This window comes from Arthrobacter sp. FW306-05-C (assembly GCF_021801725.1).
Taxonomy (GTDB): domain Bacteria; phylum Actinomycetota; class Actinomycetes; order Actinomycetales; family Micrococcaceae; genus Arthrobacter.
Genome location: NZ_CP084556.1, coordinates 3,893,756 through 3,918,844 on the forward strand (window position 1 = coordinate 3,893,756; position 25,089 = coordinate 3,918,844).

The following is a 25,089-nucleotide window of genomic DNA, read 5'->3' on the forward strand; positions in this document are numbered from 1 at the left end:
CCGGCGTCCGCATAGCCGTCACCGTGGATGCCAGCATGACACCAAGGAATACGACCAGCATGAAGCTTGCCGAATTCAACAGCGCGGATCCTGCCGCGGCCCAGGCCATCCTCCGGCCCTGCATCGACATCAGCCGCTGGGTGGAGGCGGTGGCCGGGGCACGCCCGTTCCCCGCCCGTAACGAGCTCCTGGAGTTCGCCGCCCAGGCTGCCAACCCGTTCACTTCCGCCGAGGTTGAAGCCGCCATGGCCCACCATCCCAGGATCGGGGAACGCCCGACGGCGGCCAGCACCGAGGCGTCAATGTCCCGTTCCGAGCAAGCCGGGGTGGACCCTGCGGACGCTGAAGCCGCCGAGTCCCTGGCGCGCGGGAACCGTGAGTACGAGGAGAAGTTCGGCCGGGTCTTCCTGATCCGGGCAGCCGGACGCACCGCCCCGGAAATCCTGGCGGCCCTGAACCAGCGGCTCTCCAACTCTCCGGAAGAAGAAGACAGCATCGTGGCGCAGCAGCTGCGCGAAATCGCCGTACTGCGGCTCGAAGGACTGATCAGCGAATGAGCGTTTCCCACGTCACTACCCACATCCTCGACACCGGCGCGGGGCGCCCGGCGGCGGGGGTCGCCGTCGTCCTTTCAAAGAACGACGGCGGCACCTGGCGCGAGCTGGCAGCGTCCAGCACCGACGCGGACGGCCGGGCGAAGGACCTGGGGCCGGAGCAGCTGGAACCGGGACACTACAAGCTGAACTTCGCCACGGGCAAGTACTACGCAGGCCTGCAGACACAGACCTTCTTCCCGGAAGTGGACCTGGTGTTCGAGGTCACCGGCCCCGAGCACTACCACGTGCCGCTGCTCCTGAGCCCGTTCGCATACTCCACCTACCGCGGGAGCTAGCGGACATCCAGGGCGGCCGGACGCCGCCCAGGTTGATCCAATGTCACGGCCGTCACAGTTCCCGCATAGGATCAGGAAGTATGGCTCCTAAAAATGAACCGGAATCAGATACCGACACCGAAGGCGGCCAGTCAGGCGGAGTGCAGTCCGTGGAGCGTGCTCTGACCGTCCTGGAGATCCTGGCCAGGGAAGGGCACGCCGGCGTGAGCGAGATCGCCGAGGAGATGGGGATCCACAAGTCCACCGTCTCCCGGCTGATGGGTTCCCTGGTAACCCGCGAAATGGTCCACCAAAACAGCGAGCGCGGAAAGTACCAGCTCGGCTTCGGCATCCTGCGCCTGGCCAGTTCCATTCCCGGCAGGCTGAGCCTGGTGCACGAGGCACGGCCTGTGCTGGAAAGCCTGGCGGAGGAGTTCAAGGAAACCGTCAACCTCGCCGTCCTGCGTTCCAACTATGCAGTCAACGTGGACCAGGCCATGGGCCCTTCCACGCTGGCCACCTACGACTGGGTGGGAAGCCTCACGCCCTTGCATGCGACCTCCAGCGGAAAGGTGCTCCTGGCAGCACTGGGGGCCGATGAACGGGACCGGATCCTCAAGGAGACGGGATTGGAAGCCCGAACGGCCCGGACTGTCACAAACCGGAAGAAACTGGACGCGGAGCTGCTCGAGGTGGCCGCCAAGGGGTACGCCGTGGTCCGCGAGGAGTTCGAAATCGGCCTGAACGCGGTGGCGGTGCCCGTCTACAACCACCAGGGCACCGTGATTGGCGCCCTCAGCATCTCGGGACCCGCATTCCGTTTCGACCCTGAGCAGATCCCGGGGCTGCTGGATACGCTCAAGGAAGCCGGACTCAAGGTCAGCGCCAACATGGGCTACACGGTCCGATAACAACAAAATGACCCCCGGCTGGCCGGGGGTCATTTTGCTTTAAGCGGGGACACGGCCTGTGCAGCCTCCCTTGACTTTCAAAGTGACGTACAGCACTCTTGTTGCTTAGCGCGAACTCTGTTGATCTTTGCGGAACACCTCCCCCACAGGGCTAATGACCCTTCCCCCGCATGGCCGCGGTTGCCGGTTGCCGTTAGGGCTCCTGGAACTACAGGCCAAGCACACTCGCAAGCCCATGGACTAGCCAAAGGACCCGCTTTCATGGCCATCAATAGTGATTTGACTACCCCCAAGCCCAAAGTGCCTCCGTCAGGGGACGCCGCCTCTGCAAGCCTTGACGATCCACGGGAAGAAGCGGCCCCGGCTGCCCCTAACGATCATGAACAGATCCTCGAAGAGCTGCGGCTGGGCAGGCGGGAGCAGGAAGTCTCCCAGCGCCGCAACCGGAAGTTGACGCTGGACAAGGCGACGTTCGGGATCACGGGCGCCATCGCCTTGGCCTTCATTGCCTGGGGATTCCTCGACAAGGACGGTCTCGCCGCCACGTCAAAAGACGCCCTTGACTGGGTAATGGAGTACACGGGCTGGCTGTTCATGGTCCTCGCCTCACTCTTCGTCGTCTTCGTGCTGTGGCTGGCAATGAGCAAGTTCGGCAACATTCCACTGGGCAAGGACGGTGAAAAGCCTGAATTCCGCACGGTCTCCTGGATCGCGATGATGTTCGCCGCCGGCATGGGCATCGGCCTGATGTTCTACGGCGTCGCCGAGCCGCTGTACCACTTCATCTCTCCGCCGCCGGGAACCGTCGATGGCCGCACTCCGGCCGCCATCCAAACGGCCATGGCCACCTCGATCTTCCACTGGACGCTTCACCCCTGGGCCATGTACGCCGTCGTGGGAATAGCAATGGCCTACGGCACGTACCGACTGGGCCGCAAGCAGCTGATCTCCGCCGCCTTCACCTCCCTATTCGGGATCAGGACCGTTGAAGGACCGGTGGGCAAGGTCATCAACATCCTGGCCATCTTCGCCACGCTCTTCGGCACCGCAGCTTCCCTGGGCTTGGGCGCCCTGCAGATCGGCAGCGGCTTCACTTCCAACGGCTGGGCCGGCGAAATCGGAACCCCCGTGCTGGTCGGGATCGTCGCCATTCTGACGGCATGCTTCGTTGCCTCCGCAGTTTCCGGCATCAGCCGGGGCATCCAGTGGCTGTCCAATATCAACATGGTCCTCGCCGTCGTGCTGGCCATGATCGTCTTTGTGGCAGGGCCGACCCTTTTCATCCTCAACCTCATTCCCTCCGCTCTGGGTGACTACATCCGGGACCTGGCCGCAATGTCTTCCCGCACTGAGGCCGTCGGCGACGAAGCATTGCGCACCTGGATGTCGGGCTGGACCATCTTCTACTGGGCCTGGTGGATTTCCTGGACGCCCTTTGTGGGAATGTTCATCGCCCGCATCAGCCGTGGCCGCACCACACGGCAGTTTGTCACCGGCGTCCTGCTCGTCCCCAGCATTGTGAGCGTGGTCTGGTTTGGCATCTTCGGCGGCACCGCCTTCCGCATCCAGCAGGAAGCGGACAAAGCCGGTTCGCCCGGGCTCATGACCATGGTCGACGGCAAGGCCACCATCGATTTCGACGGCGCCCTGTTCAACCTGGTCAAGAACCTCCCGCTGCCCGCCTGGCTGACCGCGGCCGTGATCGTCCTCGCCATGGTTCTGGTGGCAATCTTCTTCATCACCGGCGCCGATTCCGCATCCCTGATCATGGCTTCACTGAGCTCCAACGGCAGCTCTGAACCTAAGCGTGCCCTGGTCATCTTCTGGGGTGCCCTGACCGGTGCCGTGGCGGCCGTCATGCTCCTGGCCGGCGGCGACCAGCCCTCGGAAGCACTGTCCGGCCTTCAGCGGATCACCATCGTGGCGGCCCTGCCCTTCATCATCGTTATGCTGCTGCTCTGCTTTGCCATCACCAAGGATCTGCGGCGGGACCCGCTCTCCCTGCACCGCCGGCTGGCGGACTCGGTGGTGGAGCGGGCCATCCGCACGGGGGTCGAGCAGCACCGCGGCGTCCAATTTGAACTTGTGACCAAGCACGAGTGCTCAGAAGCATGCGCAAAGGGCAGTCCGTGCCCAGGGGCAAGTACGGACACGCAGAAGGCAGCCCACCGGTTGTAGGAGCACCGGCATTGCGATGGCCCCGGCGCCTGCGTCGGGGCCATCGTCGTTATGGCTATGCAGACCAGCCAGGGGGCCGGAACTGCGGGTTAGGTCCAGACACAGCTGCGGGCTGCGCTAAAAACTGGCAGCGCTGCGGGGGGCAGGGCGATTAAGCCCAGATCTGATAGCCCGATGACTTGTCGAAAATGCGCCGCGTGCTGATGCCTTCGGCGGCTATCCAGAGGACCGATCCGTCCTCCGCGGCTTGGTCCACCACCCCGGTGGCCACATGCTCCCCCAGTAGCCACACCTCAACACTCCGGCCGGGCAGCCGCGCCCAGTCGGACCGGAGGCCGAGGACCTTTCCAGAACTTCCCGCGCGCTGCTCAACGTGCTCGAGGTCGAGTTCGCTGGCATCACGCCGGGCGTCAAGGGTTGCTTGGGAATTCACTCGTCACTCCGTTCGCCGGCACCGTCGCCGCTCCTGAGAAAACACTGGTATTTGATTGATATATCAAAGCACTACCCGAGTATGGCGCAGGTCACAGTCCGCGTCAACGACGGTCCTGAGGGCCGGGATGGGCTAGGCGTTGAAAAGGGCCTCGCGCACCGCATGCTCGAATCCACTCACATGGGCTTTGGCCAGCTCCGCGGCGCGATCTTCATCCCCGTCAATGACCGCCCGCAGCAGATCGAGGTGTTCGCGCACATGGTGATGGAGGTCCGGCAGCCGATCAATGACCATGCACCAGATCCGAGTGGCCAGGTTGTCGTAGCGGATCAGGATGTCCTCCAGGTGAGGGTTGGCCGCAGCGGCGTAAATCCCCTGGTGCACCCGGGCATCCAGCCGCAGGGTCTCTGTCACCGTTGCCGCAGCCACGTCAAACGCCTCCACCTCCTCGAGGGTGGCAGACAGCTCCGCGCGGGCCGCAGGCGAGGCAACCCTCGCTGCACGTGCGGCGGCAAGGGGCTCCAGCTGTGCCCTGATCTCGGAGATGAAGGAAAGGTCGGTGACGTCCACCCGGGTGGCGAACGTCCCCCGCCTGGGGTAAGTCTTCACCAGCCGGTCCAGCTCCAGCCGCTTGAGCGCTTCACGCACCGGGGTTCTCCCCACGCCCAGGTTCCTGGCAAGGAGCTCGTCATTGAGCAGTTCTCCGGGCTTGATTTCCAGCGTCAGCAACCGGTCCCGGATGCTTTCGTAGGCGACGTCGGCCAGCGACTTCCTGCCGGCGTCGTCCGCCACCGCCAAAGCCTCAAATGCCATGCCGGGCCCCCTTCTTCGCAATCCACAAAAAATCTATTGACCTCGTCTGTGGACCAGTATACGCTGGCACCCAATCTAATATATCAGTTCAGTGCTTTGGAATATATCTAGAAGGAGGAGGGACATGACCCTCATCGAAACAGCCTCAGCAACCACCACCCTGCCCGCGCTCAAGGAAGAGCAGGCGCAGAAGTTCGTGCTGACCCTGTCGTGCCGGGAGCAGGCAGGGATCGTCCAGGCCGTGACCACGTTCCTCTTCGAGCGTGGCTTCAACATCGACGAACACCAGCAGTTCGACGACAGCCTCCGCGAAACCCTGCACCTGCGCACGGCGTTCTCGGGCTCCCCCAACTACACGCCAGCCATGCTCGAAGAAGAATTTGCGTCCATTGCGGGCCGGTTCGCCATGAAGTTCAGCTTCCACGGCCAGACCAAGCAGCGCGTCCTGGTCATGGTCTCCAAGTTCGGCCACTGCCTGAACGACCTCATCTTCCGCTGGCGCGGCGGCAGCCTCGGTGGGGAACTGGTAGCGGTCGTTTCCAACCACGAGACCCACCGTGCAATGGCCGAAGCCGCCGGCCTGCCCTTCATTTACCTCCCGGTCACCCCGGACACCAAGGCCGACGCCGAGCGCCGGCTCCTGGAGTTGGTGGATGAGTATGACGCCGACCTGGTGGTGCTGGCCCGCTACATGCAGGTGCTTTCTGACAACCTCTGCCGGGCGCTGGAAGGCCGGGCCATTAACATCCACCACTCGTTCCTTCCCGGTTTCAAGGGCGCGCGCCCTTACCACCAGGCCTACGACCGCGGCGTAAAGCTGGTCGGTGCCACGGCGCACTACGTCACTACTGACCTGGATGAGGGGCCGATCATCGAGCAGGAAGTCATCCGGGTGGACCACACCTACGGCCCGGCCCAGCTGTCCACCGTCGGGCAGGATGCCGAGGCACTCGCACTGTCCCGCGCCGTCCGCTGGCACTGCCAGCACCGGGTACTGCTGGACCAGACCAGCACCGTGGTGTTCCGGTAACCGCCCGCCCGTTTCGCAGACACAATACTTAAAGCAGCAGGAGAGACCTTTTATGGAATCGTCGCCACGCATCGTCATCATCGGAGCCGGAATCGTCGGCACCAACCTGGCGGATGAACTCGTCACCCGGGGCTGGAACAACATCACGGTCCTGGACCAGGGCCCGCTCAACATGCCGGGCGGCTCCACGTCCCACGCCCCCGGCCTGGTCTTCCAGACCAACCCCTCCAAGTCCATGGCGCTGTTCGCGAAGTACACGGTGGAGAAGCTGCTGTCCCTCACCGAGGACGGCGTCAGCTGCTTCAACCAGGTGGGCGGACTGGAAGTCGCCACCACCGAAACCCGGCTTACGGACCTGAAGCGCAAGCTTGGCTACGCCTCGTCATGGGGCATTGAGGGCTCCATCCTCTCCCCCGCCGAGTGCAAGGAGCTGTACCCCCTTATTAACGAAGAGGACATCCTCGGCGGCCTTCACGTTCCCAGCGACGGTCTGGCGCTGGCCGCCCGCGCGGTCCAGCTGCTGATCAAGCGCACTGAAGCGGCCGGCGTGAAGTACATCGGCAACACCCAAGTGACCGGCATCGAGCAATCCGGCCGCCGCGTTACCGGCGTCCAAACGCCCGACGGCGTGATCCCGGCAGACATCGTCGTCTCCTGTGCCGGCTTCTGGGGCGCAAAGGTCGGCGAACTGATCGGCATGTCCGTGCCGCTGCTGCCCCTTGCACACCAGTACGTCAAGACCACGCCGGTTCCGGCACAGCAGGGCAAGAACGAGCTGCCCAACGGTGCGCGTCTGCCCATCCTCCGCCACCAGGACCAGGACCTCTACTATCGCGAACACGGCGACCGCTACGGCATCGGCTCCTACGCCCATAAGCCCATGCCGGTGGACCTGGACGAGCTCGGCAGCTTCAAGCCGAACGAGATCAGCGAACACAACATGCCCTCCCGACTGGACTTCACCCTGGAGGATTTCCTCCCGGCCTGGGAAGCCACCAAGCAGATCCTGCCCGCCCTGCGCGAGAGCGAGATCGAGGACGGCTTCAACGGCATCTTCTCCTTCACCCCCGACGGCGGCTCCCTCGTCGGCGAGTCGAAGGAACTGGACGGCTTCTTCGTGGCCGAAGCCGTATGGGTCACCCACTCCGCCGGTATCGCCCGGGCCGTGGCCGAACTCCTGGTGGACGGCAAGTCATCCATCGACCTGGGCGACTGCGACATCCACCGCTTTGAAGAAGTCCAGCTGACCCCCGAATACGTCAGCGAAACCTCCCAGCAGAACTTCGTGGAGATCTACGATGTTATGCACCCGCTGCAGCCCAAGCTCTCCCCGCGCAACCTGCGTGTATCCCCCTTCCACGCCCGGCACAGGGAACTGGGCGGGTACTTCCTCGAAGGCGCCGGCTGGGAACGTCCCTACTGGTTCGAGGCGAACGCTGACCTGCTCAAGGAACTGCCCGCCGACTGGCAGCCACCGGCCCGCGATTCCTGGTCCGGCATGTTCAGCTCCCCCATCGCCGCCGCCGAGGCATGGAAGACGCGTACCGCCGTCGCCATGTACGACATGACCCCGCTCAAGCGCCTGGAAATCTCCGGACCCGGGGCACTGAAGCTGCTGCAGGAACTGACCACCGCGGAAATGAACAAGAAACCGGGCGCCGTCACCTACACGCTCCTGCTGGATGACAAGGGTGGGGTCCGAAGCGACATCACCGTTGCACGCCTGAGCGAGGACACCTTCCAGCTCGGCGCCAACGGCAACATCGACACCGCCTACTTCGAGCGGGCTGCCCGGCACCAAACCGAAAGCGGCAGCGCCGGAGACTGGGTCCAGGTGCGCGACACCACCGGCGGAACCTGCTGCATCGGACTCTGGGGCCCGCTCGCCCGCGAGGTGGTCGGCGCGGTCAGCAGCGACGACTTCTCCAACGACGGCCTGAAGTACTTCAGGTCCAAGCAGGTCGTCATCGGCGGCGTCCCCGTCACCGCGATGCGGCTGTCCTATGTCGGTGAGCTCGGCTGGGAACTGTACACCAGCGCTGACAACGGCCAGCGCCTTTGGGACGCGCTGTGGAAGGCCGGCCAGCCCTTCGGCATCATCGCCGCAGGCCGCGCGGCATTCAGCTCGCTCCGCCTGGAGAAGGGCTACCGTTCCTGGGGATCCGACATGACTACCGAGCACGACCCCTTTGAGGCCGGCCTCGGCTTCGCGGTGAAGATGGCCAAGGACAACTTCGTGGGCAAGGCAGCCTTGGAGGGCCGCACCGAGGAGAACTCCGGGCGGCGCCTGCGCTGCCTCACGGTCGACGACGGCCGCAGCCTGGTGCTGGGCAAGGAACCGGTGTTCTACAAGGACCAGGCAGTTGGCTACGTGACCAGCGCCGCCTACGGCTACTCCGTCCGCAAGCCCATCGCCTACTCCTACCTGCCCGCCGAAGTTTCGGTCGGCGATTCGGTGGAGATCGAGTACTTCGGCCGTCGCATCGTGGCCACAGTCACCCAGGACCCGCTGTACGACCCCACCATGTCCCGGCTGCGCGGCTGAGCATGACGGAACAGCAAGTGAACACGGCGGCGCCGTCCGGGGCTGGCCCGGTTGGCACCGGTTCATCCGCCACGGGCTCGATCGGCACCGAGACCATCGGCGGCTTCCTCGCACGGCTCGCCTCCCGGCAACCCACGCCCGGAGGCGGGGCGGCGGCCGCACTCCACGCCGCCCAAGGGGCAGCCCTGGTGGCCATGGTGGCCCGCTACACCACCGGCCCCAAGTACGGGGAGCACGCAGCCCTGGTGGAGCGGACCACGAAGGTGGCCGATGAGCTCGCGTCGGAGGCACTGCGCCTGGCCGACGCCGATGAACAGGTCTTCCAGGCCGTCATTGACGCCTACCGGCTTCCAGCTGACACCGAGGGGCTCAAGGCTGCCAAGACGTCGGCCATCCAGGCAGCGTTGGTGCAGGCCGCACAGACCCCCGCCCAACTGGTCAAACTGGCCGGCGCGGTGGTGGAGCTCGCAACAGGGCTGGCCGACGTCGCCAATCCGAACGTGATCAGCGATGTGGCCGCAGCAGCAGATGCAGCACGTGCCGCCGCCACCACGGCACGGGTCAATATCGACATCAATGTCGTGGCCATCAAGGACCCGGCAGTGCGGTCGCTGCTCAAGGAGCAGACGGACGGCATCGAGGAAAAGGTCGTGGCCTCGGCCGACGCCCTCACGGCACGGGTACGGGAAAGGATCCTTCAATGAGCACCCAGTCGCTTTCCGGAAAGGAACTGGCCGGGGACATCCGGCACCGCGCCCGGGAGCAGGCCCGGGACCTCGAACAGGGCGGTATCCACCCTGCACTGGCCGTGGTCATCGCCACCGACGACGGCTCGACCCACTGGTACGTCCGCTCCATCGAGCGGGCCGCCGAGGCGGCCGGGATCGGTTGCCGGGTCATGGACTTGGGGCACGATGCAACCGAGCAGGTGCTGGCCGACGTCCTGCGCGACCTGGGCGCCGAACCGTCGGTGCACGGCATCATCCTGCAGACGCCGCTTCCGGCCGGCGTCCGCACCGATGCCCTTGTGGGCCTGATACCGCCGGAAAAGGACATCGACGGCGCGAATCCACTGAGCCTTGGCCGCCTGGCCGTAGGACAACCGGCCTTCGCGCCTGCCACCGCCCGGTCCGTCGTCGAGATCCTGGAGCACTATCGCATCCCGGTGGCGGGCCGCAACGCTGTGGTTGTCGGCCGCTCGGCAGTAGTGGGAAAGCCGCTGGCCCTCCTGCTCCTGGAACGCGATGCCGCCGTCACGGTATGCCATTCACGCTCCGGGCCGCTGGAGCGATACACGGCTGAGGCTGACATCGTGGTGGTCGCGGCCGGAAGGACGGCCCTGCTCAACGGCAGCCATGTCTCTCCCTCCTCCGTAGTCATCGATGTGGGCACCAACGTCCTGGCCGACGGTTCGCTGGTGGGGGACGTGGATGCAAACAGCGTCCGCGGGGTTGCAGCTGCGCTCAGCCCTGTTCCGGGTGGCGTCGGCTCCGTGACGACGGCGTTGCTGCTCCTCCACACCGTGGAGGCCGCACGGCGGCAAGCGTGCCCCCTGCCGCTGCAGGCCGGCGTTTCAGGAGACCACGTCCTGGAAACGGCAAGCTAAGGTCCGCGTTCGCAGCGGGAGTCGCGTTTTCCGTGAAAGGTGCTTCGATGGGCCTAAGACCTGGGGAGGTATTCCTCATCGAAGCACCGTTTTCGGAAAACGGGACGCCGTAAACGAGCGGGCCTTTGGCGTGCCCCGGAAAACGAAGCAAGGGCGCTTACATACTCTGACTTTCACAGTTCACAGTCTTGACTTTGAGTGTGACGTAGCGCACGATTTTGTTGCATAAAGCGAACGTTGTTGATCATCACGGAACGAAGCTTGCCCGGATATGTCCTTCCCTTCCCCCGGCTCCACCCGTGATGGCCTCGGAAACAGACGAACGAATTCATTCTGGCCGATCCGCACCTCGCCCATCGGCCCGCCCAGCGATGTCAGCATCCAGGCGGTACCGCTAAATCACCAAAGGAAACTGTTGATGACTATCAAAGATGGCAGCACCATCGATCAAAGCAGTGCAGAGCGCCGGAACCTGGGGACGACACCGGAGTCTGTCCCTGAGTCCAGGAAACGGCGCTCCGGTGGCGTCAGCGGCTTGCGCTGAAGCCCGAAGGGAACGAATTTCAATGATTAATTCGACCAGGTCGACGGCCCCCGTCGACACCTCAAAATCAGAAGAGACCAGCTCCGCGTTCAAACGTCGCTTCATGGTGCGGCTTGTTGCTGTCTTCATCGGCGGAATGTTCCTCGACGGTTACATCCTCGGAATTATCGGCCCCGTCACCGGACCCATGCGGTCAGAGCTCCAGCTCGACGCACTGTCCCTGGGCATGATTGCGGCAGGCCCGCTGGCTGGTATCTTCGTCGGCTCCCCGCTGGCCGGCTGGGCTACCGATAAATTCGGACGCAAGCCCATGTTCCTCGTGGACATGGGCCTGTTCCTCGCGGCCTCAGCGGCCCAGTTCTTCGTAACTTCCGGAGACGGAGCCGTGATCCAACTGGCCATCATCCGGTTCCTCATGGGCGTTGCGATCGGCGGTGAATACTCCATCGGCGGCCCCTTGCTGTCAGAGTTCTCCCCGCCAAAGCTCCGCGGGCGTTTGCTCGGACTGACCCTGATCGCCTGGTACGTCGGCTTCATGATGGCATTCATCATCGGCACGCTCCTGCATGATGCCGGCACCCCCTGGCGCCTCGTCATCGGCACGAGCACGATCCTCGCATTTGTCCTGTTCTTCGCCCGCTTCGGGCTCCCCGAATCGCCCAGCTGGCTCATTACGAAGGGACGGCGTGAGGAAGCACTCGAGATCGCACACAGATACATCGAATCGCCCCAGATGCACAACAGCATCACCGAAGAGATCGACCTGAGGGCGATCCAGGAGGCCCAGGCCGCGCAGGGCAGGACCAAAATCAAGAGCGCCTCCCTCGGAATGCTGTTCTCGAGGCAGAACTGGCGCACCACCCTCTTCACCTCAGGTTTTTGGTTCTGTGCGGTCACTCCGTACTTCGCGATCGCCACCTTCGCCGACGACGTGCTCAACCAGTTCGGCTTCGGCGGCGGCTGGGCCGGTGGAGTCGGGCTGTCCGCACTTGCCACCGCGGGTGTTGTCACCACCGTGCTTCTGATTGACAAGCTCGGCCGCCGAATCCTTACCGTGCCCGGGCAGTGGCTCTGCGCAGGCATCCTTCTGGTGATCGGAGTTTGGGCGGACGCACCGGCGATCCTCGTGCTCGCCCTGTTCCTCGCCTTCTCCTTCTTCAACGCCGGCTACACCACGTTGACCCAGGTCTATCCGGCCGAGCTGTTCCCCGGCCATCTGCGCGGCATCGGAATGGGCTTCGCCGCGGCCTTCAGCCGCATTGGAGCCGCGCTCGGCACCTTCGCCCTGCCGTGGGCGATCAGCAACATCGGCATGGGGCCCAGCATGGTCGTAGCCGCCGCCGTCGCATTACTCGGGGCAATCCTCTCGCAATGGCTCGCGCCTGAGACGAAGGGGCGCACCCTCGCCGACATCTCAGCAGACGTCTCCCACTGACACGGGACTGCACAAGAGGCCCTCGCCGTGCCTGCGGCGGGGGCCTCTTTGCTGCCTTTCGACGCGGTGCTGCCGATCCCCGCAACAAAGCAGGAAATCCTTGACATCCAATGTGAGCTAAGCCACTCTGTTGCATATAGTGATGCGCGTTGCTCATAGCGAAGCTAACTCCATCACCCGGTCAGGCGGATTCCAGCACCACCCAGGAGAACCAAAAATCATGAGCGCATCACCCCGCGTCGTCATCATCGGAGCCGGCATCGTCGGCACCAACCTCGCCGACGAGCTGGTAAGCCGCGGCTGGAACGACATCACCGTCGTCGAGCAGGGCCCGCTGGAACTGGCAGGCGGCTCCACGTCACACGCCCCGGGCCTCGTGTTCCAGAACAATCCGTCCAGGACCATGACGGCATTCGCCACGTACACCGTGAACAAGCTCCTCGCCCTGAGCAAGGACGGCGAGTCCTGCTTCAACCAGGTGGGCGGCCTGGAGCTGGCAACCACTCCGGAGCGCTTCGCCGACCTACAGCGCAAGATGGGCGTGATGACGTCCTGGGGTGTCGAAAGCCGGATCATCGACGCCGACGAATGCGAAAAGATCTACCCGCTGCTGAATACCGGAAAGCTTTCCGGCGGCCGCGAGGTCCTGGGCGGCCTGCTCATCCCCACCGACGGAATCGCCCTGGCGGCCCGGGCGGTGCAGCTGCTGATCGAGCGCACGCGCGAGCGCGGCGTGAGCTACCGCGGCTCCACCACAGTCACCGGCATCACCCGGGAAGCCGGCAAGGTCACCGGCGTGGAGACGTCCGACGGCGTGATCCCGGCTGACATCGTGGTGTCCTGCGCCGGGTTCTGGGGACGCGAGCTCGGCAAGATGGTAGGCCTGGAGGTGCCGTTGCTGCCGCTGGCCCACCAGTACGCGGTCACCACGCCCCTGGCCGAACTCGAGGGCGTCAACGAGCTTCCGAAGGGTGCCAGCAAGCCCATCCTGCGCTACCAGGACAAGGACCTGTACTACCGCGAATGGGGCGACCGCATCGGCATCGGCAGCTACGCCCACCGCCCGATGCCGGTGGACATGTCCGCGCTGCCAAAGGTGGCGGCCAAGGAGATGTCCGACCACCGCATGCCCTCCCGCCTGGACTTCACCCTCGAAGACTTTGTTCCCGCGTGGGAGGACAGCCAGGACCTGCTGCCGGCACTGCGCAGCACTGAGATCCAGGACGGATTCAACGGCATTTTCTCCTTCACCCCCGACGGCGGCCCGCTCATGGGCGAGGCACCGGACCTCGAGGGCTTCTTCGTGGCCGAGGCCGTCTGGGTCACCCACTCCGCCGGCGTGGCCAAGGCCATGGCGGAGCTGATCATCGACGGCCACCCGCAGACCGACCTGCACGGCTGCGAGCTGACCCGCTTTGAAAAGGTGCAGACCTCCGACGCCTACGTCAGGGAGACCTCGCAGCAGAACTTCGTGGAGATCTACGACGTCCTGCACCCGCTGCAGCCGCGCGAATCGCCGCGCGACCTGCGCGTCAGCCCCTTCAACGTCCGGCAGAAGGAGCTTGGGGCCTTCTTCCTGGAATCCGCCGCCTGGGAACGCCCGCACTGGTTCGAAGCCAACCGCCGGCTCCTCGAAGAGCTGCCCGCAGAATGGCAGGCCCCCGAGAGGGACGAGTGGTCCGCCATGTTCCACTCCCCCATCTCCGCCGCCGAAGCGTGGAAGACGCGCACCGCCGTCGGACTTTTCGACATGACGCCGCTGAAGCGCCTCTCCGTCACCGGCCCCGGCGCCCAGGCACTGCTGCACCGGCTCAGCACGGGCAACATCGCCAAGAAGCCAGGTGCCGTGACGTACTGCCTGCTGTTGGAGCACGACGGCGGCATCCGCAGCGACGTGACCGTGGCAAGGCTCGCGGAGGAGGAGTTCCAGCTGGGCGTCAACAGCAACGTTGACTTCGACTACCTCCGGGTGGAGGCCCGCCGGCAGTCGGCGGCGGATCCCGCGCAGTGGGTCCACGTCACCGACATTACGGGCAGCACCTGCTGCATCGGCCTGTGGGGCCCGCTGGCCCGCGAGGTCATCGGCAAGGTCAGCACGGACGACCTGAGCAATGACGGCCTCAAGTACTTCCGCACCAAGCAAATCTCCGTTGGGGGCATCCCCGTCACGGCCATGCGGCTCTCCTACGTGGGCGAACTGGGCTGGGAGCTCTACACCACCGCTGAATACGGGCTGAAGCTCTGGGACTTGCTGTTCGAAGCCGGCCAAGAGCACGGCATCATCGCTGCCGGCCGCGGCGCCTTCAACAGCATGCGCCTTGAAAAGGGCTACCGGCTATGGGGCACGGACATGAACTCCGAGCACAACCCCTACCAGGCTGGTTTGGGCTTCTCCGTGGCCAAGGACAAGACCGGGTTCGTGGGTGCCGAGGCCCTGGCGGTCCGCAAGGAACAGCCGGCGGCCAAGACGCTGCGCTGCCTGACGGTCGACGACGGCACGTCAGTGGTGCTGGGCAAGGAACCGGTGTACGTGGGCGGGGAAGCCGCTGGATACGTCACGAGCGCGGCGTACGGCTTCACCGTCGGCAAGCCCATCGCCTACGCCTGGCTGCCCGCGTCGGTGGCCGAAGGGGACGCCGTGGAAATCGAGTACTTCGGTCGGCGCGTAGCCGCCACCGTCAGCGCCGAACCGCTCTTTGACCCGGGGATGGAACGCCTCCGCGGCTGATCCGCCCAGCCACACCAAGCGGCACCCCGGACTGAACTGCTCAGTCCGGGGTGCCGCCGTTTGGCCTTGCCGCTTGTCAGCAGCGGGAACCAGGCATTAGTTGTTGAGGTAGCCGTTCGGGTCCAGGACGTACTTTGTCGCGGCTCCGGCATCGAATTCCGCGTACCCGCGCGGGGCATCCTCCAGCGGAATGGCCGTGGCGTTGACCGCCTTGGCGATCTGGATCCGGTCATGCAGGATGGCCATCATCAATTGCCGGTTGTACTTCATCACCGGGCACTGGCCCGTGGTGAAGGACAGGGACTTGGCCCAGCCGGTACCCAGCGACAGGGACAGGCTTCCCTTTCGGGCGGCCTCGTCCGCTGCTCCGGGATCGCCCGTGACGTAGAGGCCGGGAATGCCCACGGAGCCGCCGGCGGTGGTGAGGTCCATCAGCGAGTTAAGCACGGTGGCCGGTGCTTCCTGGGCGCCATGGCCGTGTGCGCGCGCTTCGAAGCCGACGGCGTCGATGCCGGAGTCGACTTCCCGGACGCCGAGGATCTGCTCGATCTGGTCGGCGGGGTCGCCGTTGGCCACATTCACGGTTTCACAGCCAAAGGACCGGGCACGGGCCAGGCGGTCCTCGTTCAGGTCGCCCACGATGACCACCGCTGCTCCCAGCAGCTGGGCACTGGCGGCCGCGGCAAGGCCCACGGGACCGGCCCCGGCAACGTACACGGTGGACCCGACGCCGACCCCGGCCGTGACGGCGCCATGGAACCCGGTGGGCAGGATGTCGGAGAGCATGGTCAGGTCCATGATCTTCTCCAGTGCCTGGTCCCGGTCGGGGAAGCGCAGCAGGTTCCAGTCCGCGTAGGGGACCAGCACGTATTCGGCCTGGCCGCCAACCCAACCGCCCATATCCACGTAGCCGTAGGCGGAGCCGGGACGGTCGGGGTTCACATTCAGGCAAATCCCGGTCTTGCGCTCCTTGCAGTTCCGGCAGCGGCCGCAGGAGATGTTGAAGGGGACGGAGACGATGTCCCCGACCTTGATGAACTCGACGTCGGGCCCGGTCTCGATGACTTCGCCAGTGATCTCGTGCCCCAGGACGAGGCCGGCCGGTGCGGTGGTCCGGCCGCGGACCATGTGCTGGTCGGACCCGCAGATGTTGGTGCTCACGGTGCGCAGGATGACCCCGTGAGGGACCTTCCGGCCGACATTGGCGGGATTGACGCCGGGGCCGGCTTTCAGCTCAAACGAGGGATACGGGGTGTCGATGACCTCGACGACTCCGGGCTCCTTGTACGCAACGGCTTTGTTACCTGACATGGGCATGGCTCCTATGGTTGGCGTTCGGTTGCCACGGAAGGCCTGACGCTGGGTGCATCAGACCTTCCGTGTGGTGTTACTTTTCACTTGCGGTGAATCTTTGGGGGCCGCGGGGTGCCCGCCGGCCCAGGGCGCGGCTAGGCGTCGATCACCATGTCGGTGCGCGCGGTGGAACAGCAGGGAAGGAACTTTCCGGCATCGATTTCACGTTTACGGATTCCGCCCTGGTGGTTCATGTCGATCTCCCCGGACAACTTGACCACCTTGCAAGAGCCGCACATGCCTTCCTTGCAGTTGGCGCCGATCCGGACACCGGCGCGCTGGGCCACCTCGAGGATGTGCTCCTCGGGGTCGATCCGCACGTTGATCCCGGTGCGCATGAAGGACAGGGTGAGGCTGCCGGTTCCCACGGTGTCGAAGCTGGAGGCGTCCGGGGTCTGCGCATCCGGGGCCACAGCCGGGGTGCCACCGGCCGGGGCCGGGGCTTCCGGGTTGGCAGCTTCCAGCGCCAGTCCCGTGGCCTGCAGGGTTCCGTCCTGGTCGTAGCCGGGCTCGTAGATCCCGAACGCTGCGGGCTGGCCTTCGAAGTAGTCCTCGGCGGATTCCGCGATTTCCCCAGCGATTTCCTCGGCGATGTCCGCCGCCAGGGCGAGCTCGGCCTGGTATTCGAGGAGGGTTTGCCGGTCGCCGGAGAAGAACTCCATGTAGATGGAGGTGTCGTCGACGCCCACCTTCCTGAGCAACTCAGTGGCGGTGTTCAGATACCCCTCCGGTCCACAGGCGTACACCTGCCGGCCGTTGGCGTCGGGCGCCACCTCATCGATCATGGCTGAGGTCAGCCGTCCGCTGAAGCCTTCCCAGTGCTCGGGCCTGCCGCGGTCGCCCAGGGCATAGAAGACCTTGATGCGCGAGTCCACGGAAGCGATGTAGGCCAGCTCCCGGTGGAAGGCGAAGCCGCCGGCTTCCGCGCCGTGATAGAGCACCACCACGTCGGCGGTTCCCGGCAGGGAGTGGATGGTCCGCAGCATCGACATGATGGGGGTGATGCCGGCGCCTGCAGCCAGGAAGAGGTACCGGGCGCGCCGGTCGGCGTCAGGCAGGTGGAATGCGCCCACAGGTCCCAGCATGTCCAGGACGGTGCCGGGCCTGACGTTCTGGTGCACCCAAGGGGAAACCAGTCCGCCCGGGTCACGCTTAACGGTAACGCTGAAGGTCCACGGTTCCGTGGGCGAACTGGACAGCGAGTAGCTGCGGTCCACGGGTTCCTGGTCCTCGCCGTTAACCGGGAAGGCGATGTTCACGTACTGGCCCGGGCGGAACGCCAGCGGTGCACCATCGGAGCGGCGGAACACGAAGGTCATCATGCCGCCCGCTTCGGGGATGGTTTCGACGCATTCGGCCATGAACTCCTGCGGATGCCACGGGCCCAGGGCCTTGGCTGCGCTGGCCGGTCCTTCGACGCTGCCCATCACCCGGTTCCACGGCATTTCAAGGCCGCGGATGCGCTGTGGTTCCTGGACCTGCGTCTGGGTGAGGACGTCAATCATGCCAAGTGCTCCTGCACGCGGTGGACGTACCAGTTGATGAAGGCCTCCACCTGGTATTCGCTCTTCATGTACGGGCCGGGCTCGTAGGCGGGGCTGGCAGCTCCCTGCTGGCACAGTTCCACGAACGCCTTGTCCTGAATGTTGGTCTGCTTCCAGGTGTAGGTGAGCTTGTCGAGGTCGTAGTCAACGCCTTCCTCGGCGTCGTCAGCCACCAGCCAGGTGGTGCGGACCAGGGACTGGTGCTCGTTGATGGGGAAGACGCCGAACGTGATGACGTGGTCGCCCAGGAAGTGGAACCAGCTGTTGGGCTGCAGGTGCATCGAGCAGCGGCCCAGGCGGAAGTCCCGCAGGTCGCCGAGCAGCTTCTTGGAGAGCCTGCGGCCGTCGGCCGAGAACGATTCGCCTTCGCCGTCCAGGGATTCGCGTGAGATGCGGATACCGGCAATGCGGGTGTCGAGTTCCTCAACCACCTCGTAGGGCAGGCCGTAGCGGCGGCAGCGCTCCTCGAGGGAGGACTGGGCTTCCTTGTTGCGGTCCCAGACCTCTTCAAGGTGGGCCGGAATCAGTCCCTCGGTCAGGCCCCATGTGGGGAAGAGCGAGCAGGCGAGTTCCGGGTGTCCGTCGCAGTGGTAGCACTCACGGTTGTTCTCCATGACGAGCTTCCAGTTGCCCTCTTCGATGATGTTCTGCTGGTAGGCAATCTTCGTCTTGGACAGGTCGTGGGGTGCCAGGTAGGGCTCAAAGATCTTCGAGGTCTCGTCGAAGTCTGCGGGCGGTTCGTCAGCGATGCAGACGAAGATGAGGCCGGCAACCTCGCGGCTGTGGGCGCGCTTGAGGGCAAAGCAGTTCTTATCGAACTTGGCTTCGCCGGGGGCGGAGGCGTGGATCAGGTTGCCCTCCGGGGAGTAAGTCCAGGAGTGGTAGCCACAGACCAGGTTTCCGGTGGAACCGGCAGCTTCGGTCAGGACCCGCGCACCCCGGTGGCGGCAGACGTTGTGCAGGACGTTGACGTCGCCCTCATCGGTGCGCAGCACGATCAGGGAGTAGGGGCCGTAGTCCACCGTGATGTAGTCGCCCGGCTCCGGCAGCTCGGCAACGCTGCCGGCAAAGATCCAGTGCTGGCCGAAGATGGCCTCCATGTCGAGCTTGAAGATGGTGGGGTCGGTGTAAAAGGGGGCGTCGAGGGAGTAGCCGGTGCGCCGTAGAGCGAACAACTCGGTAATTTCAGCCAGCTGCTCGGCCGGCATTGTTGAAGCGAGCTTTCCGCGTGCGCTGAGGGGCGCGTTCACTGAGGTAGTCATGTGTTTCCTCCCAAAAGGGCTGGGTTTTGAGCAAATTGAGGAGATTACGGAGCGGCTGGGGCAACAGGGGTTGTCCAGGACGTTCTGTTCACCAATGTGGGGAGGTACATCAGCAACAGACTTGATGACTCCAGAGGAGAACTGGAAGCACCTAACGCAACAGCGATCACCATATGCAACAGTGTGACTCCTGCCACCCCCGCTGTCAATGAATTTCAGATATGACGGAAAAGCCCGGAATGTGTCGTCCGATGCGTGCCGCCAACAGGCCTTGCGTGTCAGGTGCAGCGTCGAATAAACCCGCACTTTTCACCCCGGAACGGCCCGCGAATTGGCATTTGACGGCAATCCCAGTGCCTTGGACTGCCGCGAAGTGCCACCTCGCGGGCGGTTGGCTTCCGCCCGCGGCTACGGCAGGGACCTGGATCCGGAGGGGGGCCGGACGGCAACAACCCTGCGTGACTACCGGGAACATGCAACAGCGACGGCGACACCGGCACCTGCCGGACTGTCGCCGTCGCTGTTTCCGCCCTTCACGGGCTTACTGCATCGATTCTTTGTTGGCTACTGCGCCACCTTGGCCAGTGTTTCCCGTTCCGCGGCGATGGTGGTGTTGTCGCCGTGGCCTGTGCGGACCACGGTCTCAGCGGGCAGGGTCAGCAGCTTCTCCCTGATGGAGGTCAGGATGGTCGGGTAGTCGCTGTAGGACCGGCCAGTGGCACCCGGGCCGCCGTTGAACAGCGTGTCCCCGGTGAAGACCGTCCCTTCACTCTCGAGGTAGAAGCACGTGGATCCCGGCGAGTGCCCCGGGGTGTGGATGGCACGCAGCGTGGACCCGCCAACTTCGAACACATCGCCGTCGGCGTGGTACTGGTCGGGCTTGGCGTCCTGGTACACCTGCTCCCACAGGACCAGGTCCTCCGAGTTCAGGAGGATCGGGGCGCCCAGAGCGTCTGCTACTTCGCGGGCGGCGCCGATGTGGTCGTTATGCGCGTGGGTGAGCAGGATGGCCTTGACCTTGCGGCTGCGGACCTGGTTGATGATCGCAGCGGCGTCATGGGGCGCATCGATGATGACGCATTCCTCATCGTTGCCCACGATCCAGACGTTGTTGTCCACGTCCCAGGTGCCGCCGTCGAGCGAAAAAGTGCCCGAGGTGACCAGGTTCTCGATGGTGACTGCCATTAGATCTCCACCACCGAGCGCAGGACCTTACCCTCGTGCATCTTCTCGAACGCTTCCTCCACCTGCTTGATGGTGATGCGTTCGGAGACGAAGGCGTCCAGGTCCAGGTTGCCCTGCTTGTAGTGCGACACCAGCATGGGGAAGTCGCGGGAGGGCAGGCAGTCACCGTACCAGGAGGACTTCAGCGAGCCGCCGCGCCCGAAGACGTCCAGCAGCGGCAGTTCCAGCGTCATCTCCGGCGTCGGCACGCCCACCAGGACCACGCGGCCGGCAAGGTCGCGGGCGTAGAAGGCCTGCTTGTAGGTTTCAGGACGGCCGACGGCGTCAATCACCACGTCCGCGCCAAATCCTCCGGTGAGGGCACGGATGGCTTCCACCGCGTCCTCCTGCTTGGAGTTCACGCCGTGGGTGGCACCGAGGGACTTGGCCATCTCAATCTTGTTGTCATCGATGTCCACGGCGATGATTGTCGTCGCGCCCGCCAGCTTGGCGCCGGCGATCGCCGCGATGCCCACGCCGCCGCAGCCGATCACTGCCACGGACTCGCCGCGTTTGACGTCGCCGGTGTTGATTGCGGCACCGATGCCGGCCATGATGCCGCAGCCCAGCAGGCCGACGGCGGCAGCGTCCGCCTCGGGGTCCACCTTGGTGCATTGTCCGGCAGCCACAAGGGTCTTTTCGGCGAAGGCGCCGATGCCCAGGGCCGGGGAAAGCTCGGTCCCGTCCTCGAGGGTCATCTTCTGGGTGGCGTTATGGGTGTTGAAGCAGTACTGCGGCTGGCCCTTGGCGCACGCGCGGCACTCGCCGCACACAGCGCGCCAGTTCAGGATGACCCGGTCGCCGGGAGCCACGGAGGTGACATCAGGGCCGACAGCGCTAACCACGCCAGTGGCTTCGTGACCGAGCAGGTACGGGAAGTCGTCGCCGATACCGCCCTGCTTGTAGTGCAGGTCGGTGTGGCAGACACCGCAGGTCAGGATGTCGACCAAGGCCTCCCCCGGGCCCGGATCCGGCACCAGGATCGTCTCCAGCGACACCGGGGCGTTCTTTTCCTTAACCACAACTGCTTGGACTTTGTGGACCATGGTCTTGTGTTCCTTTCCTGGATCCGGCTGGATCCGGTGAGTCGGCACCAAGTGCCAATCTAGCTGACGTGCCAAGGCCCAGGGGTCTCGCCATGGCCAGTGCGACCTGCGGGGATGATTGCGGATTACACAACAAGTTGCACAGAGCACTAACGGGAAATATGGCAGCGGCTACAGGTCGTGTCAATAGATATATCAGTTGCAGGCCAGTTGCGGCGCGGGTCACGGATCCTTTCCGGGCGAAGTTTGGCGGGGCAGGAAACCTGGGCTCCCGCCGCCCGGCGTCCTGTTATGTGGCCCAAAAGTCCGGCAGTAGGCTGGATGGCATGGCTTTTGAAGAAACCCCTGCCGAGCGGCGCGAAGTAACCGTCCGCCGGGCACCCAAATACGTTCCATTCCTGATCCTGGGTGCCGTGGTGGGAATTATCGCTGCCGCAGTGGTGGCATATGCGGTTCCGGGCGACGCGTCATTCGACCCCGGAGCCGTCTTCGGTTTCTTTCTGATCATGTTCGCTGCCATCGGTGCCATCCTCGGTGCTGGTCTGGCGCTGGTCCTTGACCGTCGAAGCGTGAAACGGCAGCAGAGGGCCGTGGTGGAGGCTGTTCCGGATTCAGAGCCCGATACCGATACCCAGGGCTAGCAGGTCACAAACCGGTGGCCGGAAAAGACATACCCCATATCGTGCGATAATCGATCAGTGGCACGCGGCGATGGAAAACTTTCCCATGATCTTCTCCCCGGCGAAAAAGGCCCCCAGGACGCTTGCGGCGTCTTCGGCGTCTGGGCACCGGGTGAGGAAGTAGCAAAACTTACCTATTACGGGCTGTATGCATTGCAGCACCGCGGTCAGGAGTCGGCTGGCATAGCGACCAGCGACGGCAAACGGATCAACGTCTACAAGGACATGGGCCTCGTCTCCCAGGTCTTCGACGAGACCACCCTGAACACCTTGACCGGGCACCTGGCTGTGGGCCACTGCCGCTACTCCACCACCGGCGCCAGCCACTGGGCCAATGCACAGCCCACGCTCGGCGCCACGGCCACTGGCACGGTTGCCCTGGCACACAACGGCAACCTGACCAACACCGTGGAACTCAACGCCATGATCACCGAACGCAACGGCGGTCATCTCACCGGTGAAATGAAGCAGGGCAACACCTCGGACACCGCGTTGGTCACCGCCCTGCTGGAGGGCGAGCCGGGCAAGACGCTCGAGGAAACCGCCACCGAACTGCTGCCCAAGATCAAAGGCGGCTTCTGCTTCGTCTTCATGGATGAAGGAACCCTTTACGCGGCGCGCGACACCTTCGGCATCCGCCCCCTGGTCCTGGGCCGGCTGGAGCGCGGCTGGGTCGTCGCGTCCGAACAGTCCGCCCTGGCCACCGTGGGTGCCAGCTTCATCCGCGAGATCGAGCCGGGTGAGTTCATCGCCATCGACGAGGACGGGGTGCGTTCCAAGCGCTTCGCGGAGCCGACGCCGGCGAGCTGCGTTTTTGAGTACGTGTACCTTGCGCGCCCGGACGCCGCCATAGCAGGGCGGTCCGTGTACGAATCCCGGGTGGAGATGGGACGCCAGCTGGCCCGGGAAAATACCCAGGTTGCGGATATCGTCATCCCCGTACCGGAGTCCGGCACCCCGGCGGCGGTCGGTTACGCCGAGGAATCCGGCATCCCTTTCGCCCACGGCTTCGTCAAGAACTCCTACGTGGGCCGCACCTTCATCCAGCCGTCGCAGACCCTGCGCCAGCTGGGCATCCGGCTCAAGCTCAACGCCTTGGAATCGGTGATCCGCGGCAAGCGCGTTGTCGTGGTGGATGACTCGATCGTCCGCGGCAACACCCAGCGGGCCATCGTAAGGATGCTCCGGGAAGCCGGAGCTGCCGCCGTGCACGTGAAGATTTCCTCCCCGCCGGTACAGTGGCCCTGCTTCTACGGCATCGACTTCGCCTCCCGGGCCGAGCTGATCGCCAACGGCGCCACCATTGAAGAGATCTCCCAGGCCATTGGCGCCGACTCACTGGCCTATATCACAGAGGACGGCATGATCGGGGCCACCCGGCAGCCGCGCGAACGCCTCTGCACCGCATGCTTCACCGGCAAATACCCCATTAAGCTTCCCGATGCGGACAAGCTGGGCAAGAACCTGCTGGAGCGCACGGACCTCGGCGGCCTGAAGCCTTCCCCGTCCGCGCTCCCCGGTGAAACCGCCGCCCTGGCCGTTGACGCCACCGAGGATCCCGCGGAAAAGTCCGGTGCCACCGGTTGCGATCCGGGCCCGGACTCCGAATTCGAGAACCTGCTGACCGAAGCCGACCTCGTGCCCGACGTACACGCCGCCACCAGCGCCGACAAGAAGGATTCCGTATGACCTCCGCCAGCCCCGCCGCAGAAAACTCCGGCATCACCTACGCCTCCGCCGGCGTGGACGTTGAAGCCGGGGACCGCGCCGTCGAGCTCATGAAGGATGCCGTCAAGGCGACCCACAACTCCTCGGTGATCGGCGGGGTGGGCGGCTTCGCGGGCCTCTACGATGTCTCCAGGCTGCTGACCTACAGGAAGCCGCTGCTGGCCACCTCAACCGACGGCGTGGGCACCAAGGTGGCCATCGCGCAGGCGATGGACATCCACGACACCATCGGATTCGACCTGGTGGGCATGGTGGTGGACGACATCGTGGTGGTGGGCGCCGAGCCGCTGTACATGACCGACTACATCGCCTGCGGCAAGGTTGTCCCGGAGCGCATCGCCGACATCGTCCGCGGCATCGCCTCCGCCTGCTCCGTAGCCGGCACCGCCCTGGTGGGTGGCGAAACCGCCGAGCACCCCGGCCTGCTGGGCGAGCATGAGTACGACGTTGCCGGTGCAGCCACCGGCGTAGTGGAGGCCGACGCGCTGCTGGGTCCGGACCGGGTCCGCGCCGGGGACGTGGTGATCGGTATGGCCTCCTCCGGGCTGCACTCCAACGGCTACTCCCTGGTCCGCCGCGTCATCAACCATGCCGGCTGGGCGCTGGACCGCCAGGTCTCGGAACTGGGCCGCACCCTGGGTGAGGAACTCCTGGAGCCGACCCGCGTCTACGCGGCCGATTGCCTGGACCTTGCCCGCACCTTCCCGGTCAGCGCCGGCGCGGCCGTGCACGGCTTCAGCCACGTGACAGGCGGTGGCCTGGCCGCCAACCTGGCCCGTGTCCTGCCGCAGGGCCTGGTGGCCACGGTTGACCGCGCCACCTGGGAACTGCCGGCCATCTTCAAGCTCGTGTCCGAACTGGGCAACGTCCCCCTGGCCGACCTGGAGCGCACGCTGAACCTCGGCGTGGGCATGGTGGCCATCGTGTCCCCCGAGGCAGCGGATGCCGCCGTGGCCCGCCTCAACGAGCGCGGGCTGCCGTCCTGGATCATGGGTACCGTCACCGCGGACTCCGATTCGATCGACAAGTCCGGCCCCGATTACGTGCAGGGCGCCAAGGGCGTGGACGGCGGAGCGGTCCGCCTGGTCAACGCCTACGCCTAAAACCCTCCATCCATTGCTGGGTACTTGTCGTTTTCACGCCTGGGAACGACAAGTA

The 25,089-nt window shown here is 65.0% G+C and carries 21 protein-coding genes; 14 read left to right on the forward strand and 7 right to left on the reverse strand.

All coding sequences use genetic code 11. The annotated features are described in order from the left end of the window. Positions 1-59 precede the first annotated feature (59 nt). The 4 genes from uraD to LFT44_RS18130 all read left to right on the forward strand — a co-directional run bounded on the left by uraD (position 60) and on the right by LFT44_RS18130 (position 3,960). Positions 60-557, forward strand: a complete 498-nt coding sequence (gene uraD / locus LFT44_RS18115) for a 2-oxo-4-hydroxy-4-carboxy-5-ureidoimidazoline decarboxylase (protein ID WP_236799804.1) — start codon at positions 60-62, stop codon at positions 555-557. Then, positions 554-892 (forward strand): hydroxyisourate hydrolase, encoded by a 339-nt coding sequence (gene uraH / locus LFT44_RS18120; protein ID WP_236799805.1) that lies wholly within the window; start codon positions 554-556, stop codon positions 890-892. Before uraD ends, uraH begins: the two co-directional genes overlap by 4 nt. An 80-nt stretch (positions 893-972) precedes the next feature. Further along, complete coding sequence (locus LFT44_RS18125; protein WP_236799807.1) at positions 973-1,782, forward strand: IclR family transcriptional regulator; 810 nt, start codon at positions 973-975, stop codon at positions 1,780-1,782. A gap of 261 nt (positions 1,783-2,043) precedes the next feature. Beyond that, a complete protein-coding gene (locus LFT44_RS18130; protein ID WP_236799809.1) occupies positions 2,044-3,960 on the forward strand; it encodes a BCCT family transporter in 1,917 nt (638 codons plus the stop codon). Positions 3,961-4,111: 151 nt separating this feature from the next. On the opposite strand, the gene LFT44_RS18135 is transcribed toward LFT44_RS18130, so the two are convergent. Continuing rightward, the gene (locus LFT44_RS18135; RefSeq protein ID WP_236799811.1) at positions 4,112-4,393 is read right to left on the reverse strand and encodes a hypothetical protein; all 282 of its coding nucleotides are present in this window, start codon (positions 4,391-4,393) and stop codon (positions 4,112-4,114) included. Between the two features lie 132 nt (positions 4,394-4,525). Next, on the reverse strand, positions 4,526-5,206 hold the full coding sequence (locus tag LFT44_RS18140) for a GntR family transcriptional regulator (RefSeq protein WP_236799813.1): 681 nt from the start codon (positions 5,204-5,206) through the stop codon (positions 4,526-4,528). 124 nt (positions 5,207-5,330) lie between these two features. On the opposite strand from LFT44_RS18140, the gene purU reads away from it, so the two are divergent. The 7 genes from purU to LFT44_RS18170 all read left to right on the forward strand — a co-directional run bounded on the left by purU (position 5,331) and on the right by LFT44_RS18170 (position 15,094). Beyond that, positions 5,331-6,236, forward strand: a complete 906-nt coding sequence (gene purU, locus LFT44_RS18145) for a formyltetrahydrofolate deformylase (protein WP_236799815.1) — start codon at positions 5,331-5,333, stop codon at positions 6,234-6,236. 52 nt (positions 6,237-6,288) lie between these two features. Continuing rightward, positions 6,289-8,781, forward strand: coding sequence for a GcvT family protein (locus LFT44_RS18150; RefSeq protein ID WP_236799818.1), 2,493 nt, complete (start codon positions 6,289-6,291; stop codon positions 8,779-8,781). Between the two features lie 2 nt (positions 8,782-8,783). Continuing rightward, positions 8,784-9,485, forward strand: a complete 702-nt coding sequence (locus LFT44_RS18155; protein WP_236799820.1) for a cyclodeaminase/cyclohydrolase family protein — start codon at positions 8,784-8,786, stop codon at positions 9,483-9,485. Further along, a complete protein-coding gene (locus tag LFT44_RS18160; RefSeq protein WP_236799821.1) occupies positions 9,482-10,387 on the forward strand; it encodes a bifunctional 5,10-methylenetetrahydrofolate dehydrogenase/5,10-methenyltetrahydrofolate cyclohydrolase in 906 nt (301 codons plus the stop codon). The genes LFT44_RS18155 and LFT44_RS18160 overlap by 4 nt, the downstream gene beginning before the upstream one ends. 418 nt (positions 10,388-10,805) lie before the next feature. Further along, positions 10,806-10,931: a hypothetical protein gene (locus LFT44_RS22020; RefSeq protein WP_272910872.1), complete on the forward strand. Its 126-nt coding sequence runs from the start codon at positions 10,806-10,808 to the stop codon at positions 10,929-10,931. Positions 10,932-10,953: 22 nt separating this feature from the next. Then, positions 10,954-12,366 (forward strand): MFS transporter, encoded by a 1,413-nt coding sequence (locus tag LFT44_RS18165; RefSeq protein ID WP_236799822.1) that lies wholly within the window; start codon positions 10,954-10,956, stop codon positions 12,364-12,366. Between the two features lie 220 nt (positions 12,367-12,586). After that, positions 12,587-15,094, forward strand: coding sequence for a GcvT family protein (locus LFT44_RS18170; protein ID WP_236799823.1), 2,508 nt, complete (start codon positions 12,587-12,589; stop codon positions 15,092-15,094). Between the two features lie 96 nt (positions 15,095-15,190). Here the strand turns inward: LFT44_RS18170 and fdhA are convergent, their stop codons facing one another. From fdhA to LFT44_RS18195, 5 genes are all read right to left on the reverse strand, one after another. Next, positions 15,191-16,405, reverse strand: coding sequence for a formaldehyde dehydrogenase, glutathione-independent (fdhA, locus tag LFT44_RS18175; RefSeq protein ID WP_236799825.1), 1,215 nt, complete (start codon positions 16,403-16,405; stop codon positions 15,191-15,193). Positions 16,406-16,542: 137 nt separating this feature from the next. Further along, positions 16,543-17,952, reverse strand: coding sequence for a ferredoxin reductase (locus tag LFT44_RS18180; protein WP_236799827.1), 1,410 nt, complete (start codon positions 17,950-17,952; stop codon positions 16,543-16,545). After that, positions 17,949-19,253, reverse strand: a complete 1,305-nt coding sequence (locus LFT44_RS18185) for an aromatic ring-hydroxylating oxygenase subunit alpha (RefSeq protein ID WP_236799829.1) — start codon at positions 19,251-19,253, stop codon at positions 17,949-17,951. The genes LFT44_RS18180 and LFT44_RS18185 overlap by 4 nt, the downstream gene beginning before the upstream one ends. A gap of 564 nt (positions 19,254-19,817) precedes the next feature. Beyond that, on the reverse strand, positions 19,818-20,438 hold the full coding sequence (locus LFT44_RS18190; RefSeq protein ID WP_236799831.1) for an MBL fold metallo-hydrolase: 621 nt from the start codon (positions 20,436-20,438) through the stop codon (positions 19,818-19,820). Next, complete coding sequence (locus tag LFT44_RS18195) at positions 20,438-21,523, reverse strand: S-(hydroxymethyl)mycothiol dehydrogenase (RefSeq protein WP_236799833.1); 1,086 nt, start codon at positions 21,521-21,523, stop codon at positions 20,438-20,440. Before LFT44_RS18195 ends, LFT44_RS18190 begins: the two co-directional genes overlap by 1 nt. Before the next feature lie 326 nt (positions 21,524-21,849). Here LFT44_RS18195 and LFT44_RS18200 point away from each other — a divergent pair, with 326 nt between their 5' ends. From LFT44_RS18200 to purM, 3 genes are read left to right on the forward strand one after another with little or no spacing between them, the layout of a single operon-like run. Further along, positions 21,850-22,164, forward strand: coding sequence for a hypothetical protein (locus LFT44_RS18200; protein WP_236799834.1), 315 nt, complete (start codon positions 21,850-21,852; stop codon positions 22,162-22,164). 57 nt (positions 22,165-22,221) lie between these two features. Further along, positions 22,222-23,892: an amidophosphoribosyltransferase gene (purF, locus tag LFT44_RS18205; protein WP_236799835.1), complete on the forward strand. Its 1,671-nt coding sequence runs from the start codon at positions 22,222-22,224 to the stop codon at positions 23,890-23,892. Then, complete coding sequence (gene purM / locus LFT44_RS18210; protein ID WP_236799836.1) at positions 23,889-25,034, forward strand: phosphoribosylformylglycinamidine cyclo-ligase; 1,146 nt, start codon at positions 23,889-23,891, stop codon at positions 25,032-25,034. The genes purF and purM overlap by 4 nt, the downstream gene beginning before the upstream one ends. The last annotated feature ends 55 nt before the right edge of the window (positions 25,035-25,089 follow it).